Here is a 17,201-nt window from a genome sequence, read left to right as displayed (position 1 = left end):
GCCAGCGGGGTGCGGCGGCTGCCGGGTCAGCCCTTCAGGGCGCCGGAGGACAGCCCGCTGACGAAGGACCGCTGGAAGAGCAGGAAGACGATCACCGAGGGCAGCAGGGCCAGCAGGGCCGCGGCCATCACCACGCCCGGGGTGACGTCGGGATCGATCCGCAGCGTCCGCAGGGCCAGCGGGAGCGTGTACGAAGAGGCGTCGACGGAGACCAGGAGGGGCAGCAGGTACTGGTCCCAGATCATGGTGAAGCCGAAGACCCCGATGACGCCGAGAGCGGGCTTGCACATCGGCAGGATGATCTGGAAGAAGATCCGCAGATCGCCGGCCCCGTCGATGCGGGCGGCCTCCTCCAGCTCCCGGGGCACGTCCCGCATGAACTCGGTCATCACCAGGATGGAGAAGCCCCACGCGCCCAGCGGAACGATCATTCCGGCCAGGGTGCCGATCAGGTTGAAGTGCAGGACCGGCAGGTCGGCGAGGATCAGCGACAGCGGGAGGGCGAGGATCTCCTCGGGCAGCATCAGCGTCGCCAGGACGGCGACGAGCACCAGCGTCATCCCCCGGAAGACCTTTCTGGCCAGCGCGTATCCGGCCAGGACGGACACGGCCACCTGGAGCAGCAGCCCGAAGCCGACGACGAAGAACGAGTTCAGCAGGTACGTGAGCACGCCCTGGTCGAAGGCGATGCCGAAGTTGTCCAGCGTGACGCCCGAGGGGACGACGCTGAGCTGCGTCGGGTCCTTGACGTTGCCGAAGGCACTGACGAGCAGCGCCAGCAGCGGTCCGGCGAAGACGAACAGGACCAGCAGGTAGACGACGGCCTTGAGGGCGCGTCCGCCGACGCTGCGGCTCTCGGTGAGCCCCAGCGCGGTCTCGGTCGGGGCGTTCCCGCCGGGCGCGGACCTGTTCGGCGCGGCCTTGGCCGGGGCGGTCTTGATCGGGGCGGTCATTTGCTTTCCCTCCGCCGCAGCAGTTGGACGACGACGGTCAGGATCAGCGTCGCGACGAACAGCAGGACGGCTCCCGCCGCGCCGACGCCGAGCCGGTTCTGCTCCAGGCCGAGCTTGTAGATGAGGGTCATGACGACCTCGGTGGAGCCGTCGGGCCCTCCGTTGGTCAGCAGGAACACCTCGGTGAACACCCGCAGTCCACGGATCGCGGCGAGGATGAACAGGATCGAGAACACCGAGCGCAGTCCGGGCACCGTCACGTACCGCACCCGCTGCCACCGGGACGCGCCGTCGACCTTGGCGGCCTCGTACAGCCCGCGGTCCACGCCCGTCAGACCGGCGAGGAAGATCATCATGTCGTAGGGCGCGCCCCGCCAGATGCCGGTGACCATGATGGAGGCCATCGAGGAGTCGGGGTCGTTGATGAACCCCGAGGGGCCGAACCCCACCAGGCCGAGGAGGGAGTTGAGCATGCCGTCCTGGGTCGGGTGGTACATGATCCGCCACAGTTCGGCGACGACCGCGATGGGCACCACCACCGGCAGGAAGGCCGCGGAGCGCACGAATCCCAGGCGGCGGCTCTGGCCCTCCATCAGCAGCGCGAGGGCGAGGCCGAGCGCCATCGAGCCGGCCGTCTGCCCGGCGGCCAGGACGACGGTGTGCCACGCGGCCTCGCGGAAGCCGAGGGACTGGAGCACGGTGGTGTAGTTCTGGGCGCCGACCCAGGTGTTGCCCAGGTAGGGCTGGACGTCCTGGAAGGACATGGCCAGCGCACTGGCCATGGGGATGAACTTGAAGTACAGGAAGAGCAGCAGGGCGGGAGCGAGGAAGAGCCAGGGCGTCCACCACCGGCCCGACCTGTGCCCGCGCCTCCGGCCGCCGGGCTCCTCGCCCCGGCGGCCCGCGGCGCGGGTGGCGGGGCGGGCCGCCGGGGGTGCGGCCGGATCGGCCTGGTCGAGACTCATGACGCGGCGATCCCCTGCTCCTGGAGAATGCCGGCGAGCTGCTTGTCGAGCTCGCTCAGCTTGGTCCGCAGGTCCAGGCCGCAGTCGGCCATCAGGGCGTTCACGGTGTCCGCCGTCGCCTGGCGCACCGGGGTCCAGTTGGGGATGGACGGCGCGTAGCGGCCGGAGTTGCGGTACGCGTCGGAGAAGGTCTTCCAGCGCGGGTCGGGGCGGACCTGGGTGATGTCCACGGTCTGGTTGACGGGGAGCTGCACGACGAAGCCGGTCTTGCCCTCCATCCCGACCTTCTGGCCCTCGGGGGAGATCGCGTAGTCGAGGAAGGCGTCCTGGCCCGCCATGTTCTCCGAGCCCGCCATCAGGTAGACCGAGCCGCCCTCGGCGAGGACCGTGGCGTCCTTCGGGCCCTTGGGCATCGGCACGACCTCGTACTTGTCCTTGCCGAGGCTCTCGTCGAAGCGCGGCAGCAGGTACGGGCCGACGACGTACATGCCGGCCTTGCCCGCCTCGAACGTCTCGTTCGTCGGCGGGGTGTCCATGGTCACGGAGCCGGGCTGGACGGACTTGTCCCGGCAGCCCAGGTCACGGAACCACTGCATGGTCTCGACGGACGCCTTGCTGGTCATGGCCGGCTTGTACGTGCCCTTGCCGGACTCGGTGATGAAGTCGCCGCCGGCGGCCCACAGGAAGTTGGAGAAGTACCAGGAGGCGTAGCCGCGCTTGGTGGAGAGCGGGGCGGCGAGCCCTGCGGTGTTCGCCTTGCCGTCGCCGTCGGGGTCCTGGGTGGTGAAGGCCTTGGCCATCGCGGTGAAGTCGGCCCAGTTCCGCGGGACGTCGAGCTTCAGCTTCTCCCGCCAGTCCTTGCGGATCAGCAGGGCGGATGCCTGGGCCGAGTACGGGAGGGAGTACTGCTTGCCGTCTCCGCTCTTGCCGGAGTCCAGGCCGCGTTCGATGACGTCCTTGCTGTTCTTGATCCTGCCCAGGTCGATCTCCCGGAGCAGTCCCTGGCTGTGCATCGCGCCGAGCTGCGTCACGTCGTTCATCACGATGTCGGGGAGGTTCTTCTGGGCGGCCCGCTGCTGCAGCTTCGTCTCGAAGTCGTCGAAGATGGCCGTGACCTTGACCTTGTGGCCGGTGGCCTTCTCGAAGCCCTGGGCGAGTTTGAGCGCCCCCTTCTCGCCCGGACCGCCCGGCGTCGTCCTGGTCCAGAGCTCCAGGGTCGCCTTGGTGTCCTGCTTGGCGTTCACTCCGGCGGGACCGGACGTACAGCTGGTGAGGACCAATGACGAGGCGAGGAAGCCCGCGCCGATCCATCGCGATGTGTGCATCACAACTCCTGTTTCGCGGCTGACCAGTTGACCCAGAAAGCGCTTGCTCGGAAGGTAACGGGGTACGAAAGGGCGGTCAATACTCCGATGAATACGAAGATTTCTGTGATCTACGGGTGACTTTCACCCGGACGACATTTCAGAGATCCGATGTATGGTCCCTGCGAGCCGCCCGTGAACAGGCAGAGAAGAGAGACGACATGAGTGAGCCGGCCACCGTCCCGACCGCCCTTCTGGTCATGGAGGAAGAACGCCGGGCGGACGTCTATCCGCCCGAGGCCCTGGCCGGGATCGGCCGGCTGGTGCACTGGCAGGGCCCACCCCGCACCCGGGAGCAGCTCGCCGCGGACCCCTCCGTACTGGACGGGGTCGAGATCCTGCTCACGGGCTGGGGCGCGCCCGTGCTGGACGCCGGCCTGTTGGCGCACGCCCCGGCGCTGCGGGCCGTACTGGTCGCGGCGGGCTCCGTCCGGCACCTGACCACGCCCGCCTTCTGGGAGCGCGGCATACCGATCGTCTCCGCGGCGGCGGCCAACGCCGTCCCGGTGGCGGAGTTCACCCTCGCCCACGTCCTCCTCGGCCTGAAGCAGGTGCACCGGGTGGCGCGGGACACGGCGAGCAGCCGCGCCTTCCCGCGCGACGTGGCCGTGCCGGGCGCCTACCGGTCGCGGGTGGGCCTGCTGGGGCTCGGGCACATCGGGCGGCTCGTCGCGGCCCACCTGGCCCGTTTCGACGTGGACGTCCTCGCCACGGACCCCCTCGCCACCCCGGAGTCCGCCCGGCGGGCGGGCGTGCGGCTCGTCGGCGTCGAGGAGCTGTTCGCCACCTGCCACGTCGTCAGCCTGCACGCGCCCCTGCTGCCCGAGACCCGGGGCACGGTGGGGGAGCGGCTGCTGGGCTCCCTGGGGCCGGGCGCGACGCTGATCAACACCGCGCGGGGCGCCCTGGTGGACGAGGCGGCGGCGGTGCGGGTGCTGCGCGACAGGCCCGACCTCACCGCCGTGCTCGATGTCACCCACCCGGAGCCTCCGGACCACGACTCACCCCTCTTCGACCTGCCCAACGTCGTTCTGACGCCTCACATCGGCGGCGCGGTGGGCGCCGAGCGCAACCGCCTGGGACTGCTGGTCCGCGACGAACTGGACCGCTTCGTCCGGGGCCTGCCGCTCCAGCACGCCATCGACCCCGGCCACGCGGCTTCCCTGGCCTGACCCCGTACGAGCTCGTACGGGGGGCGTGGCCGGTCACGGGCTCCTCCTGCGCGCGGTGCGCGCCGCGCGCGCGGCGGCGCGCAGGTCCCGGTGGCGGCCGGGGCCGGCCAGCCCGAGGTGGTAGAGGTGCAGTTCGTCCGCGCCGGCCCCGGCCAGGTCCGTGACGTACGAGGCCATGTCGGGGACCGCCTGCGCCGCGACGGCGGTGACGTAGCTGCCGACGGCCACGGTGGGCGGAAGGCTGCGGCGGGCGTGCGTGACGGCGTCCGCGCCGGCCGCGCCGGGGGTCCAGTTCTGGAGCACCACCGCGTCGACGCCGGCTGCGGCGGCCGGGGTCAGGCCCGGGAGCGCACCGGTCTCCCACGGGTCGAGCGAGCCGTGCAGGACGATCCGGGTGCCGGCCCCGACGGCGGCGAGCACACCGCGGCGGAGCCGGTCGGTGCTCCGCTGCCGGGTGGCGAGGACCGTGGCCCGCACCGCGGCGGGCAGTTCGTCCCGGGCGGCGAGCAGGTCGCCGCCGTCCATCAGCCGGCGGACCTCGGTCCGCAGGGCCCCGCGCACGTCCTCGGCGCGCGCGCCGGACCCGGCCCAGCCGGCGGCGCAGGCCGGGCAGCAGCACACCGAGAGCAGCCGTGCGACGGCGGGGGACCAGACGCCGTCGGTCTTCTCGTGCTGGTGCTGGTGCACCGCGCCGAGCGGGCCGCAGGCTTCGAGGACGACCGAGGCGAGGTCGAGTCCCGCCACGCACTCGGCGGTCAGCGTCGCCGCGTACGCCCGGACCTCCGGCTGCGCGGGGCACAGCGCCCACGGGTAGCCCTCGCCGAAGCAGTTGCGCACGGCCAGGTGCGGGAAGGCGGTGCCCAGCCGGGAGTTGTGGGTGAGGACGATCCAGGCGGCGGCGGGCATCCCGGCCGCGTTCAGCGCGCGGACGGCGTCCCCCGCGCTGTCGGGGCCCGCGACCCAGTCCGCCGCGGCCGGGCGCAGCGCCGCCGCGCGCCAGGCCTCCTCCCGCACCGGGCGGTAGAGCGCCGCGTGCCGGGCGAGCACCGAGGTGCCGGTGGGCGACCAGGGGGTCGCGGCGCGGGCGCTGTGGTAGGACACGGCGACGGCGACCTCGTCGACGCCCGTCTCCCGCGCCCGCTCCACGAACCCCGGTGCGTCGAGCACGTCCCACGGATAGGCGTAACCGACTACGCGCACCGCTTCACCACCGTGCCGTGTGCGGCTGGAAGGAGGGGTCGAAGTTGCGCATGTACGTCACGTCGTCCCGCTTGGTCTGCCCGCACCGGAGGTAGTCCTCGTGCGCCCTGGCCAGGGCGTCCGGGTCCAGCTCGACGCCCAGGCCGGGCCCGTCGGGGACGGCGACCGCGCCGCCCTCGAACTCCAGCGCGCCGGGGGCGACCACGTCGACCTCGCGCCACGGCCAGTGCGTGTCGCAGGCGTACGTCAGGTGCTCGGTGGCCGCGGCGACGTGCACCATCGCGGCGAGGCTGATGCCGAGGTGGCTGTTGGAGTGCATGGAGAGCCCCACGCCGAAGGCCTCGCAGGTCTTCGAGAGGGCCTGGGTGTCGCGCAGGCCGCCCCAGAAGTGGTGGTCGGAGAGGACGACGCCGACGGCCCCGGCCCGGAACGCGGGTGCGAGGTCCTCGAAGCGCACCACGCACATGTTGGTGGCCAGCGGCATGCTCGCCCGCGCGGCGACCTGCGCCATGCCGTCGATGCCCGGGGTCGGGTCCTCCAGGTACTCCAGGACGCCGTCCAGCTCCCGGGCGACGCGGATCGAGGTCGGCACCGTCCAGGCCGCGTTCGGGTCGATGCGCAGCGGGTGGCCGGGGAAGGCGTCGGCGAGCGCGAGGACGCCGTCCCGCTCCTGGTCGGGGTCGAGCACGCCGCCCTTGAGCTTGATGGAGGTGAAGCCGTACCGGTCGATCATCTGCCGGGCCTGGCGGACCAGCGCCTCGGGGGTGAGGACCTCCCCCCAGTGGTCCTGGGTGCCGTCCGCGTGGGCCCCGTACTTGTAGAAGAGGTACGCGGAGAAGTCGACCTCCTCGCGCACCCGCCCGCCGAGCAGGTCGACCACCGGCCGGCCCAGACGGCGTCCCTGGGCGTCCAGGGCGGCGACCTCGAACAGCGCGTACACGCTGGCGACGGTCTTGCTCACCGAGAAGCCGCCGGTCAGGCCGTGTTCGTCGGCGAACACCGCCCCGCCCAGGGTCCGTGCCACGGTGCGGCGCAGGCCGGGCAGGTCGAACACGTCGCGCCCGGTCAGCTCCGGCGCCACCTTCCTGATCTGGTCGAGGAAGGCGAGGTCGCCGTAGGACTCGCCGAGCCCGACCACGCCGTCCTCGCAGCGCAGTTCGACCACGCTGCGCAGGGCGTACGGCTCGTGCACGCCCATCGCGTTGAGCAGTGGCGGGTCGCGGAAGGCGACGGGGGTCAGGACCACGTCGACGATCTTCATCGGCGCGCCCCGTCCCCGTCCAGGGCGGCGAGCAGCGCGTGGCCGTCCTGGACGATCCTTTCGAGCCGCTCGATCTGTCGCTCCCCCGGTTCCACGAGCGGTGGCCGTACGCCGCCGACCCGGTCGCCGCGCAGTCGTGCGGCGGCCTTCACCAGGGAGACCGCGAAACCGGGGGTTTCGTCCCGCAGCGCCACCAGCGGCAGGTAGAACCCGGCCAGCAGCGCCTCGACGACCGTGTCGTCCCCGGCCGCGAGCGCGCCGTGGAAGCGGACCGCGATCCGCGGCGCGAAGCAGTGCACCGCCGACGAGTAGCGGGGCACCCCGATCGCCTTGTACGCGCGGGCGGAGACCTCGGCCGTCGGCAGTCCGTTGAAGAACAGGAAGTCGTCGGCCCGCGGCGCGCCCGAGCTGCGGATCGAGGTGACGATCCGGGACATCAGCTCGACGTCGCCGACCCCGTCCTTGAGGCCGACCACGGACGGGAGGTCGAGCAGCTCCACCGCCGAGGCGGGGGTGAACGCGCCGTTGGAGCGGTGGTAGACGACGACCGGGACGCCGGTGTCGCGCACCGCGTACCGCACGTGGTCGACGAGGCCGGACGGCGGCCCCGACACGAGGTACGGCGGCAGGAGCAGGACGCCGTCGGCATTGCCCTCCTGAGCCGCCAGGACCCCGGCCCTGGCCGTCGCCGCGCCGCCGCCGGCCCCCGCCCAGACCGGCACCCGGCCGGCAACCACCTCGCGCGCCCTGCGCAGGAGGGCGGCGTGCTCGTCGGCCGTCAGCGCGCTGAACTCCCCCGTCCCGCAGGCGATGAACAGGGCTCCGGCGCCGCCTGCGACGTGCCCCTCGACCGTTTCGGCGAAGGCGTCCAGGTCCAGGTCCAGGTCGCGGGTGAAGGGGGTGAGGGGAAAGGCGAGCAGGCCGTCGAGTTCCGGGGGTGGTTGCGCCATCACGTTGCCGCTCTTTCGTCGGGAGGCGTTCACACGATTCATGTATGTGAACTGCGTCTGCTATCGTGAGCAGTATTCATGGACCCGAATACTGTCCCGGGACGTTAATGTGGCGTGACGTACGTGTCAACGGCTGGCTGGAGGAGCATCCTGTGCCGCAGAAGGCGAGAACCCCGGCGGGCGAGACGGCCGTCGAACCGGCGGGGGTCAAATCGGCGCGCCGCGCCATCGAGCTGCTGGAGACCTTCGCGGCCAACGGCGCCTGGCTGTCGCTGTCCGACGTGCAGACGCGCACCGGCTTTCCCCGGTCGAGCCTGCACGGCCTGCTCCGCACCCTGCTCGACGCCGGGTGGCTGGAGGCGGACGCCCACTCCGGGCGCTACCGGCTCGGGGTCAGGGCGCTGATCTGCGGCACGGCGTACCTCGACCGGGACCCGGTGATCCCGTACGCGACGGAGGCGCTCGAACTGGTCCGCGAGAAGAGCGGGTTCACCGCGCACTACGCGCGCCGCGACGGCGCGGAGGTGGTGTACCTGGAGACGCGCGAGTCGGTCAGGTCCACCCACCTGGTGTCCCGCGTCGGCCGGACCCTCCCCGCGCATGCCACCGCCCTCGGCAAGGCGCTGCTCGCCGAGCTGACGCACGAGGAGATCGAGGCCGTCCTGCGCGGCCCGCTGACGGCGCTGACCCCGAACACGATCACCTCGGTCGAAGCGCTCCACGCCGAGTGCGCCCTGACCCGGGAGCGCGGCTACGGCGCCGAGACCGAGGAGGGCGGACTCGGCGTGCGGTGCGTCGCCGCGGTGGTCCCGTACCGGATTCCCGCGACGGACGCGATGAGCTGTTCCATGCCCGTCGACCAGGTCACCGACGCCGACGCCGCACACGTCGGCGAACTGCTCGCCGAGGCCGCCGCGGATCTGGGACGACGCCTGCGGCGCGCGGGAATCCGCTGAACCGCCCTCCCCCGGGGCCCGTCGTCCCGCACGCGGACCGGCCCCGCCTACGTCCGCGCGAGGCCCTCGGAGGGGTCCGGCAGGACGGCGACCAGGCGGTCGCTGAACGTGCGGGGCGGCCGGGCGGACCCCTTCGCACGGTGGGCGCGTAAGCCGGGGTCGGTGAAGGTGAGCAGGAGGGACGGGCATGCCTCGGCGGGGGCGTCGGCGTCCTCGGCCGAGCAGGCGATCACGTCGAGGGGGGTGCGGCCGGGGCACACGGCCTCGGCGGGCACGTCCACTTTCAGCAACAGGCGCTCGCCCGGGGCGAGTCGGTGCACTCCGGAGGCGGGGGGTTCGGCCGGTGCGGCGTCCGGTCCCTCCTGGACGACCGTCGCGGTCAGGCCGTCCGCCGAGGCGCTGAGACCCGACCCGAACGGTGCGACCACGTCCACCGTGCCCCGGCCCGCGAAGAGCGGAGCCGCCGTCCGCAGCGGCCGCTCCCCGGCACGCAGGGCGGCGAACACCGTCAGCGACACGTCCGCGCCGGCCCGGCCGGCGGCGGCCGTGGGTTCGGGACCGTTCGTGGTCCACGAGAGCACGGTCAGCGCGGGCTCCCCCGACCGCTCCCCGGCACCGCGCGCGGCGGGGCGCACGTCCCCCCGCAGGCCGCACCGCGACAGCCTGGCCGTCGCCCCGCCGGCGAGCTTCCGGTCGGGACGCGGCGCGACGGCGGGCGCGGACCCGCCCCCGGCATCCGCACCATCGCGGGAGGAACGTTCCTCCCGCACCGCGGAGTTCGGCAGTCCCACCAGGAGCAGCAGGGTCGCGGTGAAGACCACGAGGATCAGCCAGGACCGGGGGCTCAGGCCCCGGAAGTGTCGCGCCACTGTTCCCCCCGCTCGGCCGGCGTCCGAGGATTGTGCCAGACCGCAGGCCGGGCCCCGCAGCGGGCGGGTTCCCGTCGTCCGGGCGCCTCTGGTCAGTCGAGGCGCAGGCGCAGGCGGCAGACGGCCGCGTCGGTGTCCCTGCGGACGGCGTGGGCGACGACCGCGCCGCGCTGGTTGTGCAGGAGCCGCTGCCAGAAGTGCGCGGGTTCGGCCTCGGGGATGAGCACGGTGACGCGGGTCCCGGGCTCCGCGCTGCCGAGCTTCTTCGCGTACGAGGCGACCGGCCGCCCGACCGTACGGCGCTCGGAGGTCAGCGTGACCAGGGGGACGCCGGGGTTCCAGCGGGCCCAGTCGCGTTCCAGGGCCTCGGTGCGGGCGCGGTCCTCGGCGTCGGGGTGGCACACGGTGACCGCGTGCACCTCGTCGCCGAGGGACACCGCGGCGCCGAGCGCCTCGCCCGTGAGCCGGGACAGCGAGGAGACCGGAACGAGCACCACGGACCGGGCGCGGCGAGGGGCGCGGGGAACGCGGCCGACCTCCAGGCGCGCGCCGATCTCCTCGTACGCACGGCGCACCCGTGCGAAGAGCGCCGTCAGCAGCGGCAGGGCGACGACGATCAGCCAGGCGCCGTCGTGGAACTTCGTCGCCGTGACGACGACCGCGCTGACGCCGGTCAGCAGGGCGCCCAGCCCGTTGAGCGCCGCCTTCCCGGCCCAGCGCGGCCCGCGGACCTTCCGCCAGTGCAGGACCATCCCGCCCTGCGCGACGGTGAAGCCGATGAACACGCCGATCGCGAAGAGCGGCACGAGGGTGTTGGTGTCGCCGCCGGACAGGACCAGGAGGACGGCGGAGACGACGGCGAGGGTGAGCACGCCGTGCCGGCGGACCTGCCGGTCGGCCTTGAGGCCGAAGACGTGCGGGAGGCAGTGGTCGCGGGCGAGGAGCTCGAGGAGTACGGGGAGCCCGCCGAAGGAGGTGTTGGCGGACAGCGCGAGCAGGGCGACGGTCGCGAACTGGACCAGGTAGAAGGCCCAGTTGTGGCCGAGGGAGGCGTCCGCGAGCTGGGCGAGGACGGTGACGCCCGCCACGGGCTGGAGGCCGAAGCGCGAGATGAGGACGGCCAGGCCGATCAGCATCACGCCGAGCAGCGCCCCGAGGGCGACCTCGGTGCGCTGGGCGCGGCGGGCGGCCGGTGCGCGGAAGGAGGGGACGGCGTTGGCGATGGCCTCGACACCGGTGAGGGCCGAGCAGCCGGACGCGAAGGCCTTCAGCAGCAGGAGCGCGCCGACGGCGGTGGCGTCGTCGCCGAGCACGGAGGCGTGGCCCGCCGACGCCGCGACGGAGACCGGGGCGTCCCGCGTCAGCCCCGCCACGATCATGGTCAGGATCGAGCAGACGAAGACCGCCGCGGGGACGATGAACGCCCGGGCGGAGTCGACGATGCCCCGCAGGTTCACGGCGGTGACCAGGACGAGCACGGCCAGACACAGCCACAGCCGCTCCTCGTGCAGGGCGGGGAACGCGGAGGTGAGGGCGGCGACCCCGGCGGTCACGGCGACGGCCACGTTCAGGACGTAGTCCAGGACGAGGGACGCGGCGGCCAGCAGGCTCGTACGGGCGCCGAGGTGGGCCCTCGCCACCGCGTAACTGCCGCCGCCGTCCGGAAAGGCGGCGATGACCTGCCGGTACGAAGCGACCAGCACGGCGAGCAGCACGGCGATGCCCAGCGTGACGGGAAGCGTGAACCCGAGTCCGTGACCGCCCGCCGCGGCCAGCACCAGGACGATCGCCTCGGGCCCGTACGCCACCGACGCCATCGCGTCGAGGGACAGCGCGGCGAGGCCGGTGACGGCGGTCAGCTTGTGGCGGGAACCGGGGTCCGCCTGGGCGCTCCCCGCCGCTCGCGCACCGGGAGAGCTCTCGGCGCGGCCCGGGGGCGGATGCTCCACGGAGCAGGGGGACAGGGGGCTGGCGGACATGGACGTGCTCCTTCGACGCGAGTGCGCCCAGCATCGGTACGGCTCGGGCGGCGGCCGGCGTTCCTGGCGCGTTCTTGCCGGTCAGGGCGGCTGTCTTCACGGATTCTTGATCCTTGCGCCGGCTCTGCGGTCCGCGGCGGCTGTGCGGTCCGCGGTCCGCGCCGTCTCTGCGGTCTGCGCCGACTGCGCGGTCTGCGCCGTCCGCCGTCGGCCGGACGGCGAACGGGGCGGCCGGGCCGGTGCCCCGCGTGCGAACTCCCGTTCGCGGGGGAGGTACATTGCGTAGCGACCACCGCGGGAGCTCGGGAGCAGCCGGGCTGAGAGGGCGGACGGGAGTTCATCGCTCCCCTTTTCGCCGACCGCATGAACCTGGACCGGGTAATGCCGGCGTAGGAAGGGTGTTGACGATGGCTCCTGTCTCCGTACCTGGCCGATACGGCCCCGCTGTGTCCTCCGACGCCCCGGCGGACGTGATCGCGTCGCCGCGGTCTGCGGCTCTCCTGATGCGGGCGGCCGGGTCCGTCAACCCGGGCTGAGAGCACGGGTGTCGACGGGCCGTGCGGTGAGCGGTGGCGTGAGCTCCGCCCGCTGAACAGCCCTCGCCCGCGCGCGGGGGGACTCCCCCCGCTCCCATGCCCGACGCCGCCCCGCCCGCATGGTGCGGGAACGCCCGTCGGCCCTGCGTGGCCGTCGGCGGAATCGGCACGGCTCCCCGGCGACCGCCCTCCCGGAGCGCGGCACGGCCATGCGGGCAGCGCGACCCCGTGGCCGCGGCCCCTTACCCCTTCCCTGTCCCTGTCCCGAGCCAGGAGTTCGTCCTGTGACCACCCCGCCCATCGCCCTCACCATCGCCGCCAGCGACCCCTCCGGGGGCGCCGGCATCCAGGCCGACCTGAAGGCGTTCTCCGCCAACGGCGCCTACGGGACAGCGGTCCTGACGGCCCTGACCGCGCAGAACACCCGAGGCGTCACCGGCATCCACACCCTTCCCCCGGAGTTCGTCACCGAGCAGCTCGACACGCTCTTCGCGGACATCGCGGTGGACTCGGTCAAGATCGGGATGCTGGCCGACGCCGCCGTCACCTCGGCCGTCGCGGACGCCCTGGAGCGCCACCGGCCCCGGTACGTCGTCCTCGATCCCGTGATGGTGTCGACCAGCGGCCACCGGCTCCTGGAGACGGACGCCGTGGCGGTGCTGCGCGACCGCCTGCTGCCCCTCGCCGACCTGATCACCCCCAACCTTCCCGAGGCCGGCGACCTCCTCGGCACCGCCGCCGCGCACAGCCGTGCCGAAGCCGTCGAGCAGGCCCGCGCCCTCCTGGCCGCCGGCGCCCGGCGCGTCCTCCTCAAGGGCGGCCACCACACCCACGACACCGAGTCCGTCGACGTGCTCGCCGCCGGCGACCGCGTCACCGAGATCTCCGCACCCCGCGTCACCACGCGCAACACCCACGGCACCGGCTGCACCCTGTCCGCCGCGATCGCCGCCCTCCGCCCGCAGCACGACGACTGGCACACCGCCGTCCGCGCCGCGAAGGAGTACCTGACCGGAGCCCTGCGCGCGGCCGACACCCTGCGCGTCGGCCACGGCCACGGCCCCGTCCACCACTTCCACCAGTACTGGAGCTGATCCCCATGCCCACGACGCCCACCCCCTTCTGCGACGAACTCTGGGCCGCCATCGCCGAGATACGCGCGGCCATCGACGAACTGCCCTTCGTCACCGGCCTCGGCGACGGCACCCTGGACCGGGACAAGTTCGTCTACTACCTCGCCCAGGACGCCCACTACCTGCGCGACTACGCCCGCGCGCTGGCCGGCGCCGCCGCGAAGGCGGACCTGCCCGAGGACATCGCGTTCTTCGCGCAGCACGCGCACGACGCCATCGTCGTCGAGAGCTCCCTGCACCAGAGCAACGTCGTCGACGTGGACGCCTGGACGCCCTCCCCCACCTGCACCGGGTACACCTCCTACCTGCTCTCCGTGGCCCACACCCAGGGCTACGCCGAGCTGGCCGCCGCCGTCCTGCCCTGCTTCTGGATCTACGCCGAGGTGGGCCGGGCACTCCTCGAACACGCCGGCGACCTCGCCGCCCACCCGTACGGCGACTGGATCGGCACGTACGCCGACGACGAGTTCGAGGCCGCCACCGCGAAGGCCCGGAGCATCGTCGACCGGCTCGCCGGCCAGGCCGACCCGGCGACCCGCGCCCGGATGCGCACCGCCTTCACCACCGCGTCCGCCTGGGAGTGGATGTTCTGGGACGCCGCCTGGCGCGTCGAGTCCTGGCCCTTCGACCTCTCGCCCGCCCCGGCCGCGGAGCCCGCGAAGTGACGACGAGCACCGGACCCGCCCCGGGCACGGCCCCGGCCAACGAGGCTCCGCTCACCCTGGACCAGCCCACGCCCAGGGTCCTGTCCGGCTGGGACCAGGGGACCTTCTGGGCCAACCTGGGCGTGAGCCTGCTCGGCTTCAGCGGTGTGCTGGTCGTCCTCGACCCCCTGGGCACCGGCAGGCCGACCCTGTCGTTCGCCGCCGCCGTCACCGCGTCCGTCGTCGGCACCCTGATCGGCACCTTCGCCCTCGGCCTCGCCGCCGTCACCGGGGCCCGCACCGGCGCGCCCTCGATGGTGCTGCTGCGCGGCCTGTTCGGGGCGAAGGCGTCGTATCTGCCGACCGTCCTCAACGTGCTGCAGATGGTGGGCTGGGCCGTCTTCGAACTGGTCGTCATCTCCACGGGGCTGAAGATCCTGGCCCGCCAGGTCTTCGGCGAGCCGGGGCCCGGCTGGCTGTACGTCCTCGTGGCGGGCGCGGTCACCACCGCGCTCACGCTCCGCCCACTGGGCGCGCTGCGCGTCATCCGCCGTTACGTGACCGTCGCCGTGGTCCTGGCCATCCTCTACCTGGGGTGGGACCTGGCCGGGCGCGGCGTCCCGATGGAGGGCGGCTCGTGGAAGGACTTCTGGTTCGCCACCGACAGCGTGATCGCCGTGTCGATCTCCTGGCTGCCGCTGGTCGCCGACTACGCGCGGCACTCCCGCAGCGAGAAGGAGGCGTTCGGCGGCCTGGTGGTCGGCCAGACCCTCGCGGGCATCGCGGGCTCGGTCCTCGGTGTGGCCGCGCTCGCCATGATCGCGTTCGACAGCACGGACCCGTACAAGGTCTTCGACCCCTTCACGGCCACCGGTGTCGGCGTGGTCTGCTTCGGCGTCCTGGTGCTGCGCGAGGTCGACCAGTCCTTCGCCAACGTCTACTCCACCGCCGTCTCCGCGCAGAACCTGCTGCCCCGGGCGGACCGGCGCGTCCTGTGCCTGATCAGCGGCGCCCTGGCCACCGGTCTCGCGCTCCTGGTGGACATGGACAGCTTCGCCGGCTTCCTCTATCTGATCGGCGCGGTCTTCATCCCGATGTTCGCCGTGCTGGTCGTGGACTTCTTCGTGCTCGGCGGGCACCGCGACTGGGACGTCTCCGAACAGGCCCCGACCCGCTGGGTCATGCTGCTGCCCTGGGCCCTCGGCTTCGCCACCTACCAGCTCATCGCCCCGACGGGCATCGCGGGCTGGTCCGACGCCTGGGCCTGGTTGCAGGGCGCGGTGGGCCTCACCGTCCAGCCCTGGATGAGCGCCTCGCTGCTGTCCTTCGCGGTGGCCGCGCTCACCACCCTCGCGGTGGGCCGCGGGCACCGCTCCCGTCACCGAACCGGTGCCGGGTGAGGGCGGTCCCGGCACGGACGTCGGCGCGGTGTGCCCGGAGCGGGCGGCGGACCGCGCGGAGGCCGTTCCTCAGTCGGCGTCCGGCGCTTCCGCGGTCCGGTCGCGCGGGCGGGGCGGGCGGGTGACCGGACTGCTCAGTCCGCTTCCGGGCGGCAGCCGCCGGGCGAGGAGGGCGAGCTCCGTGCAGGTGTCGAAGTACTCGGCCCGGTCGCGGAGTTCCTGGTTGCGCACGTCGTCCTCGCCGTCCAGGAAGAGGGGAATGCGGTAGCCGACGACCTGGTCGAACGCGGGGGCCCCCGCCTCGGGCACGGCCTCGCACCAGTGGGCGTACGCCTGCCGCGCGAACGGATCGGGTTCGGCGTCCTCGTCGGCCGCGGCGGTGAGCCAGCCGTCCAGGCCGAGTCCCGTGGCCAGGCCGGTGCCGCTGCCGGGGTCGACGACGAGGACGGGCCGGTCCGCTTCCCCGTCCGGCTCCCGCACGTCGAGGGCGATGTCCAGGGCGAACTCCCTGCCCTGCCAGTCGAAGGCGAAGGGGTAGAACCGCTCCTCGACGTCCGGGACGAGCCGCGTGCACGCGAGGTACGCCTGCCGGGACGACGCCGGGGTGTGGACGCGCAGCAGCCCGCCGGCCAGCGTCGCACCGGCCAGCTCCGCGAACAGGCCGGCCAGCGGGGGCGGTACGTACGCCTCGTCGTCCGGGTCGGCGGAGATCGCGGCGCCGGTACCGGGGGCGGTGACGGGGAAACGGCCGAGGAATGCGGCGAGAGGCATGGGAGGGCTCCTTCACCGGTCGCTTGACGTCCGCGGGCCTCGCGGGCCGTGCGGACCCGGGGACCGGGCGGGCCCGCGGGCTCCGGCAACCGGGTACCCGCCACGCCCGGCGCTCACCCGTCCCGGGGCACCGGTCCCGCCACTTGTTGTCAGGATCACATCACGCATGCCCGGATTCCGGCGCAGGGCGGCACGCACACCGCCACAATGAGGGCCGGAACCGGTGACCTCCGCCCCCTGGGGGAATCCTCGGCGCACACCAGCCGGAGGAGAACTGTTCCTCCGGGAAACGGAGTTGGACATGTCGGCAGCCATCAGTCCGGGTCGAGCCGTTCTTGCCGCCGCAGCCGCCGCCGTCCTCCTGGCGGGCTGCTCCGAGGAACCGCCGCCGGCGCTGGAGTTCGGCACGGCGAAGCCCTCCGGGCCACGGCTCGACGCGCAGGCCCCGAAGGGGGGTTCGCTGCCGCTGGCCCAGTGGCCGGACGCCTGCGAGGTGCTCCGGGAGGAGGAGATCCGCGCGATTCTGCCGCAGGCGAAGGACTTCCAGCGGGACCCGATCAAGGTATCCGTCCTCAACTTCAACCCCCTCGCCAAGCCCGCCCCCGGAACCACGGGAGAGGTGCCCAAGGGCGGCTGCGAGACCGAGTTCGGGCTTCCGAGCACGTACGAGAGCAAGCAGAACAGCAGGATCACCATCGTCTTCCAGGGCCTCGCCGACCCCGCTCTCGTCGCCGAGGAGTACGCGGAGGACCTCGCGTACGAGGTGAAGAACGGCACCAGGTCCAGCGCCAAGGGGGCCGAGCCGTTCAAGGACTTCAAAGCCTCGCTCGGGCCGACGGGCTGCTTCACGAAGCGCTCCTCCGGACTGGTCTGCCACCAGGGTCCCTACGCGTTCGAGGTGGACGGCTCCTCGACCGCGGACGGCGTCGGCCCGTACGCCGAGTCCAGCAAGAACTGGCGCGAGAAGGTCCTGATCCCGGTGGTCCGCACCCTCAGCGCCCGCATGCCAGGCGGCGCGTGACGGGCACGGCGTGACCGGTGCCGGGTA

General features: G+C 73.1%; 15 protein-coding genes and 1 riboswitch. Of the genes, 6 read left to right on the top strand and 9 right to left on the bottom strand.

Annotation, left to right across the window (positions count from 1 at the left end; all coding sequences use genetic code 11):
- Nucleotides 1-26: 26 nt before the first annotated feature.
- The 3 genes from ACZ56L_RS22920 to ACZ56L_RS22910 are packed head-to-tail and all read right to left on the bottom strand — an operon-like array spanning nucleotide 27 to nucleotide 3,243.
- The gene (locus tag ACZ56L_RS22920; protein WP_345219610.1) at nucleotides 27-953 is read right to left on the bottom strand and encodes a carbohydrate ABC transporter permease; all 927 of its coding nucleotides are present in this window, start codon (nucleotides 951-953) and stop codon (nucleotides 27-29) included.
- Nucleotides 950-1,918: a carbohydrate ABC transporter permease gene (locus ACZ56L_RS22915; protein ID WP_468689554.1), complete on the bottom strand. Its 969-nt coding sequence runs from the start codon at nucleotides 1,916-1,918 to the stop codon at nucleotides 950-952. The genes ACZ56L_RS22920 and ACZ56L_RS22915 overlap by 4 nt, the downstream gene beginning before the upstream one ends.
- Nucleotides 1,915-3,243: a sugar ABC transporter substrate-binding protein gene (locus ACZ56L_RS22910; RefSeq protein ID WP_468689556.1), complete on the bottom strand. Its 1,329-nt coding sequence runs from the start codon at nucleotides 3,241-3,243 to the stop codon at nucleotides 1,915-1,917. Before ACZ56L_RS22910 ends, ACZ56L_RS22915 begins: the two co-directional genes overlap by 4 nt.
- A gap of 200 nt (nucleotides 3,244-3,443) precedes the next feature.
- Here ACZ56L_RS22910 and ACZ56L_RS22905 point away from each other — a divergent pair, with 200 nt between their 5' ends.
- Nucleotides 3,444-4,454, top strand: a complete 1,011-nt coding sequence (locus ACZ56L_RS22905; RefSeq protein ID WP_471065912.1) for a hydroxyacid dehydrogenase — start codon at nucleotides 3,444-3,446, stop codon at nucleotides 4,452-4,454.
- A gap of 33 nt (nucleotides 4,455-4,487) precedes the next feature.
- On the opposite strand, the gene ACZ56L_RS22900 is transcribed toward ACZ56L_RS22905, so the two are convergent.
- From ACZ56L_RS22900 to ACZ56L_RS22890, 3 genes are read right to left on the bottom strand one after another with little or no spacing between them, the layout of a single operon-like run.
- The gene (locus ACZ56L_RS22900) at nucleotides 4,488-5,654 is read right to left on the bottom strand and encodes a hypothetical protein (protein ID WP_471065910.1); all 1,167 of its coding nucleotides are present in this window, start codon (nucleotides 5,652-5,654) and stop codon (nucleotides 4,488-4,490) included.
- Nucleotides 5,655-5,658: 4 nt separating this feature from the next.
- Nucleotides 5,659-6,915 (bottom strand): glucarate dehydratase family protein, encoded by a 1,257-nt coding sequence (locus tag ACZ56L_RS22895; RefSeq protein WP_468689561.1) that lies wholly within the window; start codon nucleotides 6,913-6,915, stop codon nucleotides 5,659-5,661.
- Nucleotides 6,912-7,865, bottom strand: coding sequence for a 5-dehydro-4-deoxyglucarate dehydratase (locus ACZ56L_RS22890; RefSeq protein WP_345219604.1), 954 nt, complete (start codon nucleotides 7,863-7,865; stop codon nucleotides 6,912-6,914). Before ACZ56L_RS22890 ends, ACZ56L_RS22895 begins: the two co-directional genes overlap by 4 nt.
- A gap of 152 nt (nucleotides 7,866-8,017) precedes the next feature.
- Here ACZ56L_RS22890 and ACZ56L_RS22885 point away from each other — a divergent pair, with 152 nt between their 5' ends.
- Entirely contained in the window at nucleotides 8,018-8,821 is an 804-nt protein-coding gene (locus ACZ56L_RS22885; RefSeq protein WP_345219603.1) for an IclR family transcriptional regulator, read from the top strand.
- Nucleotides 8,822-8,868: 47 nt separating this feature from the next.
- Here the strand turns inward: ACZ56L_RS22885 and ACZ56L_RS22880 are convergent, their stop codons facing one another.
- Nucleotides 8,869-9,690 (bottom strand): hypothetical protein, encoded by an 822-nt coding sequence (locus tag ACZ56L_RS22880; protein ID WP_471065907.1) that lies wholly within the window; start codon nucleotides 9,688-9,690, stop codon nucleotides 8,869-8,871.
- 92 nt (nucleotides 9,691-9,782) lie between these two features.
- A complete protein-coding gene (locus tag ACZ56L_RS22875) occupies nucleotides 9,783-11,669 on the bottom strand; it encodes an APC family permease (RefSeq protein ID WP_471065905.1) in 1,887 nt (628 codons plus the stop codon).
- Between the two features lie 284 nt (nucleotides 11,670-11,953).
- Nucleotides 11,954-12,083: riboswitch (TPP riboswitch) on the top strand.
- A gap of 406 nt (nucleotides 12,084-12,489) precedes the next feature.
- On the opposite strand from ACZ56L_RS22875, the gene thiD reads away from it, so the two are divergent.
- Genes thiD through ACZ56L_RS22860 form a run of 3 tightly spaced genes read left to right on the top strand, consistent with a single transcriptional unit; the run spans nucleotide 12,490 to nucleotide 15,382 of the window.
- Nucleotides 12,490-13,299: a bifunctional hydroxymethylpyrimidine kinase/phosphomethylpyrimidine kinase gene (thiD, locus tag ACZ56L_RS22870; protein ID WP_471065903.1), complete on the top strand. Its 810-nt coding sequence runs from the start codon at nucleotides 12,490-12,492 to the stop codon at nucleotides 13,297-13,299.
- A gap of 5 nt (nucleotides 13,300-13,304) precedes the next feature.
- Complete coding sequence (gene tenA, locus ACZ56L_RS22865; protein WP_468689571.1) at nucleotides 13,305-14,003, top strand: thiaminase II; 699 nt, start codon at nucleotides 13,305-13,307, stop codon at nucleotides 14,001-14,003.
- A complete protein-coding gene (locus tag ACZ56L_RS22860; protein ID WP_401760109.1) occupies nucleotides 14,000-15,382 on the top strand; it encodes a purine-cytosine permease family protein in 1,383 nt (460 codons plus the stop codon). The genes tenA and ACZ56L_RS22860 overlap by 4 nt, the downstream gene beginning before the upstream one ends.
- 69 nt (nucleotides 15,383-15,451) lie before the next feature.
- Here ACZ56L_RS22860 and ACZ56L_RS22855 read toward each other — a convergent pair whose 3' ends face one another.
- Nucleotides 15,452-16,153: a hypothetical protein gene (locus ACZ56L_RS22855; RefSeq protein WP_468689575.1), complete on the bottom strand. Its 702-nt coding sequence runs from the start codon at nucleotides 16,151-16,153 to the stop codon at nucleotides 15,452-15,454.
- 301 nt (nucleotides 16,154-16,454) lie between these two features.
- On the opposite strand from ACZ56L_RS22855, the gene ACZ56L_RS22850 reads away from it, so the two are divergent.
- Entirely contained in the window at nucleotides 16,455-17,174 is a 720-nt protein-coding gene (locus tag ACZ56L_RS22850; protein WP_345219596.1) for a hypothetical protein, read from the top strand.
- Nucleotides 17,175-17,201: the final 27 nt, after the last annotated feature.

The organism is Streptomyces sp. NPDC039736, assembly GCF_055596485.1.
The sequence above is the reverse complement of the archived record's forward strand: the minus strand, read 5'-3'. Positions and strand labels throughout refer to the sequence as shown.

Excerpts from the sequence above, each read along its gene's own strand:
- ACZ56L_RS22920 (WP_345219610.1), bottom strand. The coding sequence starts at position 953 with ATGACCGCCCCGATCAAGACCGCCCCGGCCAAGGCCGCGCCGAACAGG.
- ACZ56L_RS22915 (WP_468689554.1), bottom strand. The coding sequence starts at position 1,918 with ATGAGTCTCGACCAGGCCGATCCGGCCGCACCCCCGGCGGCCCGCCCC.
- ACZ56L_RS22910 (WP_468689556.1), bottom strand. The coding sequence starts at position 3,243 with ATGCACACATCGCGATGGATCGGCGCGGGCTTCCTCGCCTCGTCATTG.
- ACZ56L_RS22905 (WP_471065912.1), top strand. The coding sequence starts at position 3,444 with ATGAGTGAGCCGGCCACCGTCCCGACCGCCCTTCTGGTCATGGAGGAA.
- ACZ56L_RS22895 (WP_468689561.1), bottom strand. The coding sequence starts at position 6,915 with ATGAAGATCGTCGACGTGGTCCTGACCCCCGTCGCCTTCCGCGACCCG.
- ACZ56L_RS22890 (WP_345219604.1), bottom strand. The coding sequence starts at position 7,865 with ATGGCGCAACCACCCCCGGAACTCGACGGCCTGCTCGCCTTTCCCCTC.
- ACZ56L_RS22875 (WP_471065905.1), bottom strand. The coding sequence starts at position 11,669 with ATGTCCGCCAGCCCCCTGTCCCCCTGCTCCGTGGAGCATCCGCCCCCG.
- tenA (WP_468689571.1), top strand. The coding sequence starts at position 13,305 with ATGCCCACGACGCCCACCCCCTTCTGCGACGAACTCTGGGCCGCCATC.
- ACZ56L_RS22855 (WP_468689575.1), bottom strand. The coding sequence starts at position 16,153 with ATGCCTCTCGCCGCATTCCTCGGCCGTTTCCCCGTCACCGCCCCCGGT.
- ACZ56L_RS22850 (WP_345219596.1), top strand. The coding sequence starts at position 16,455 with ATGTCGGCAGCCATCAGTCCGGGTCGAGCCGTTCTTGCCGCCGCAGCC.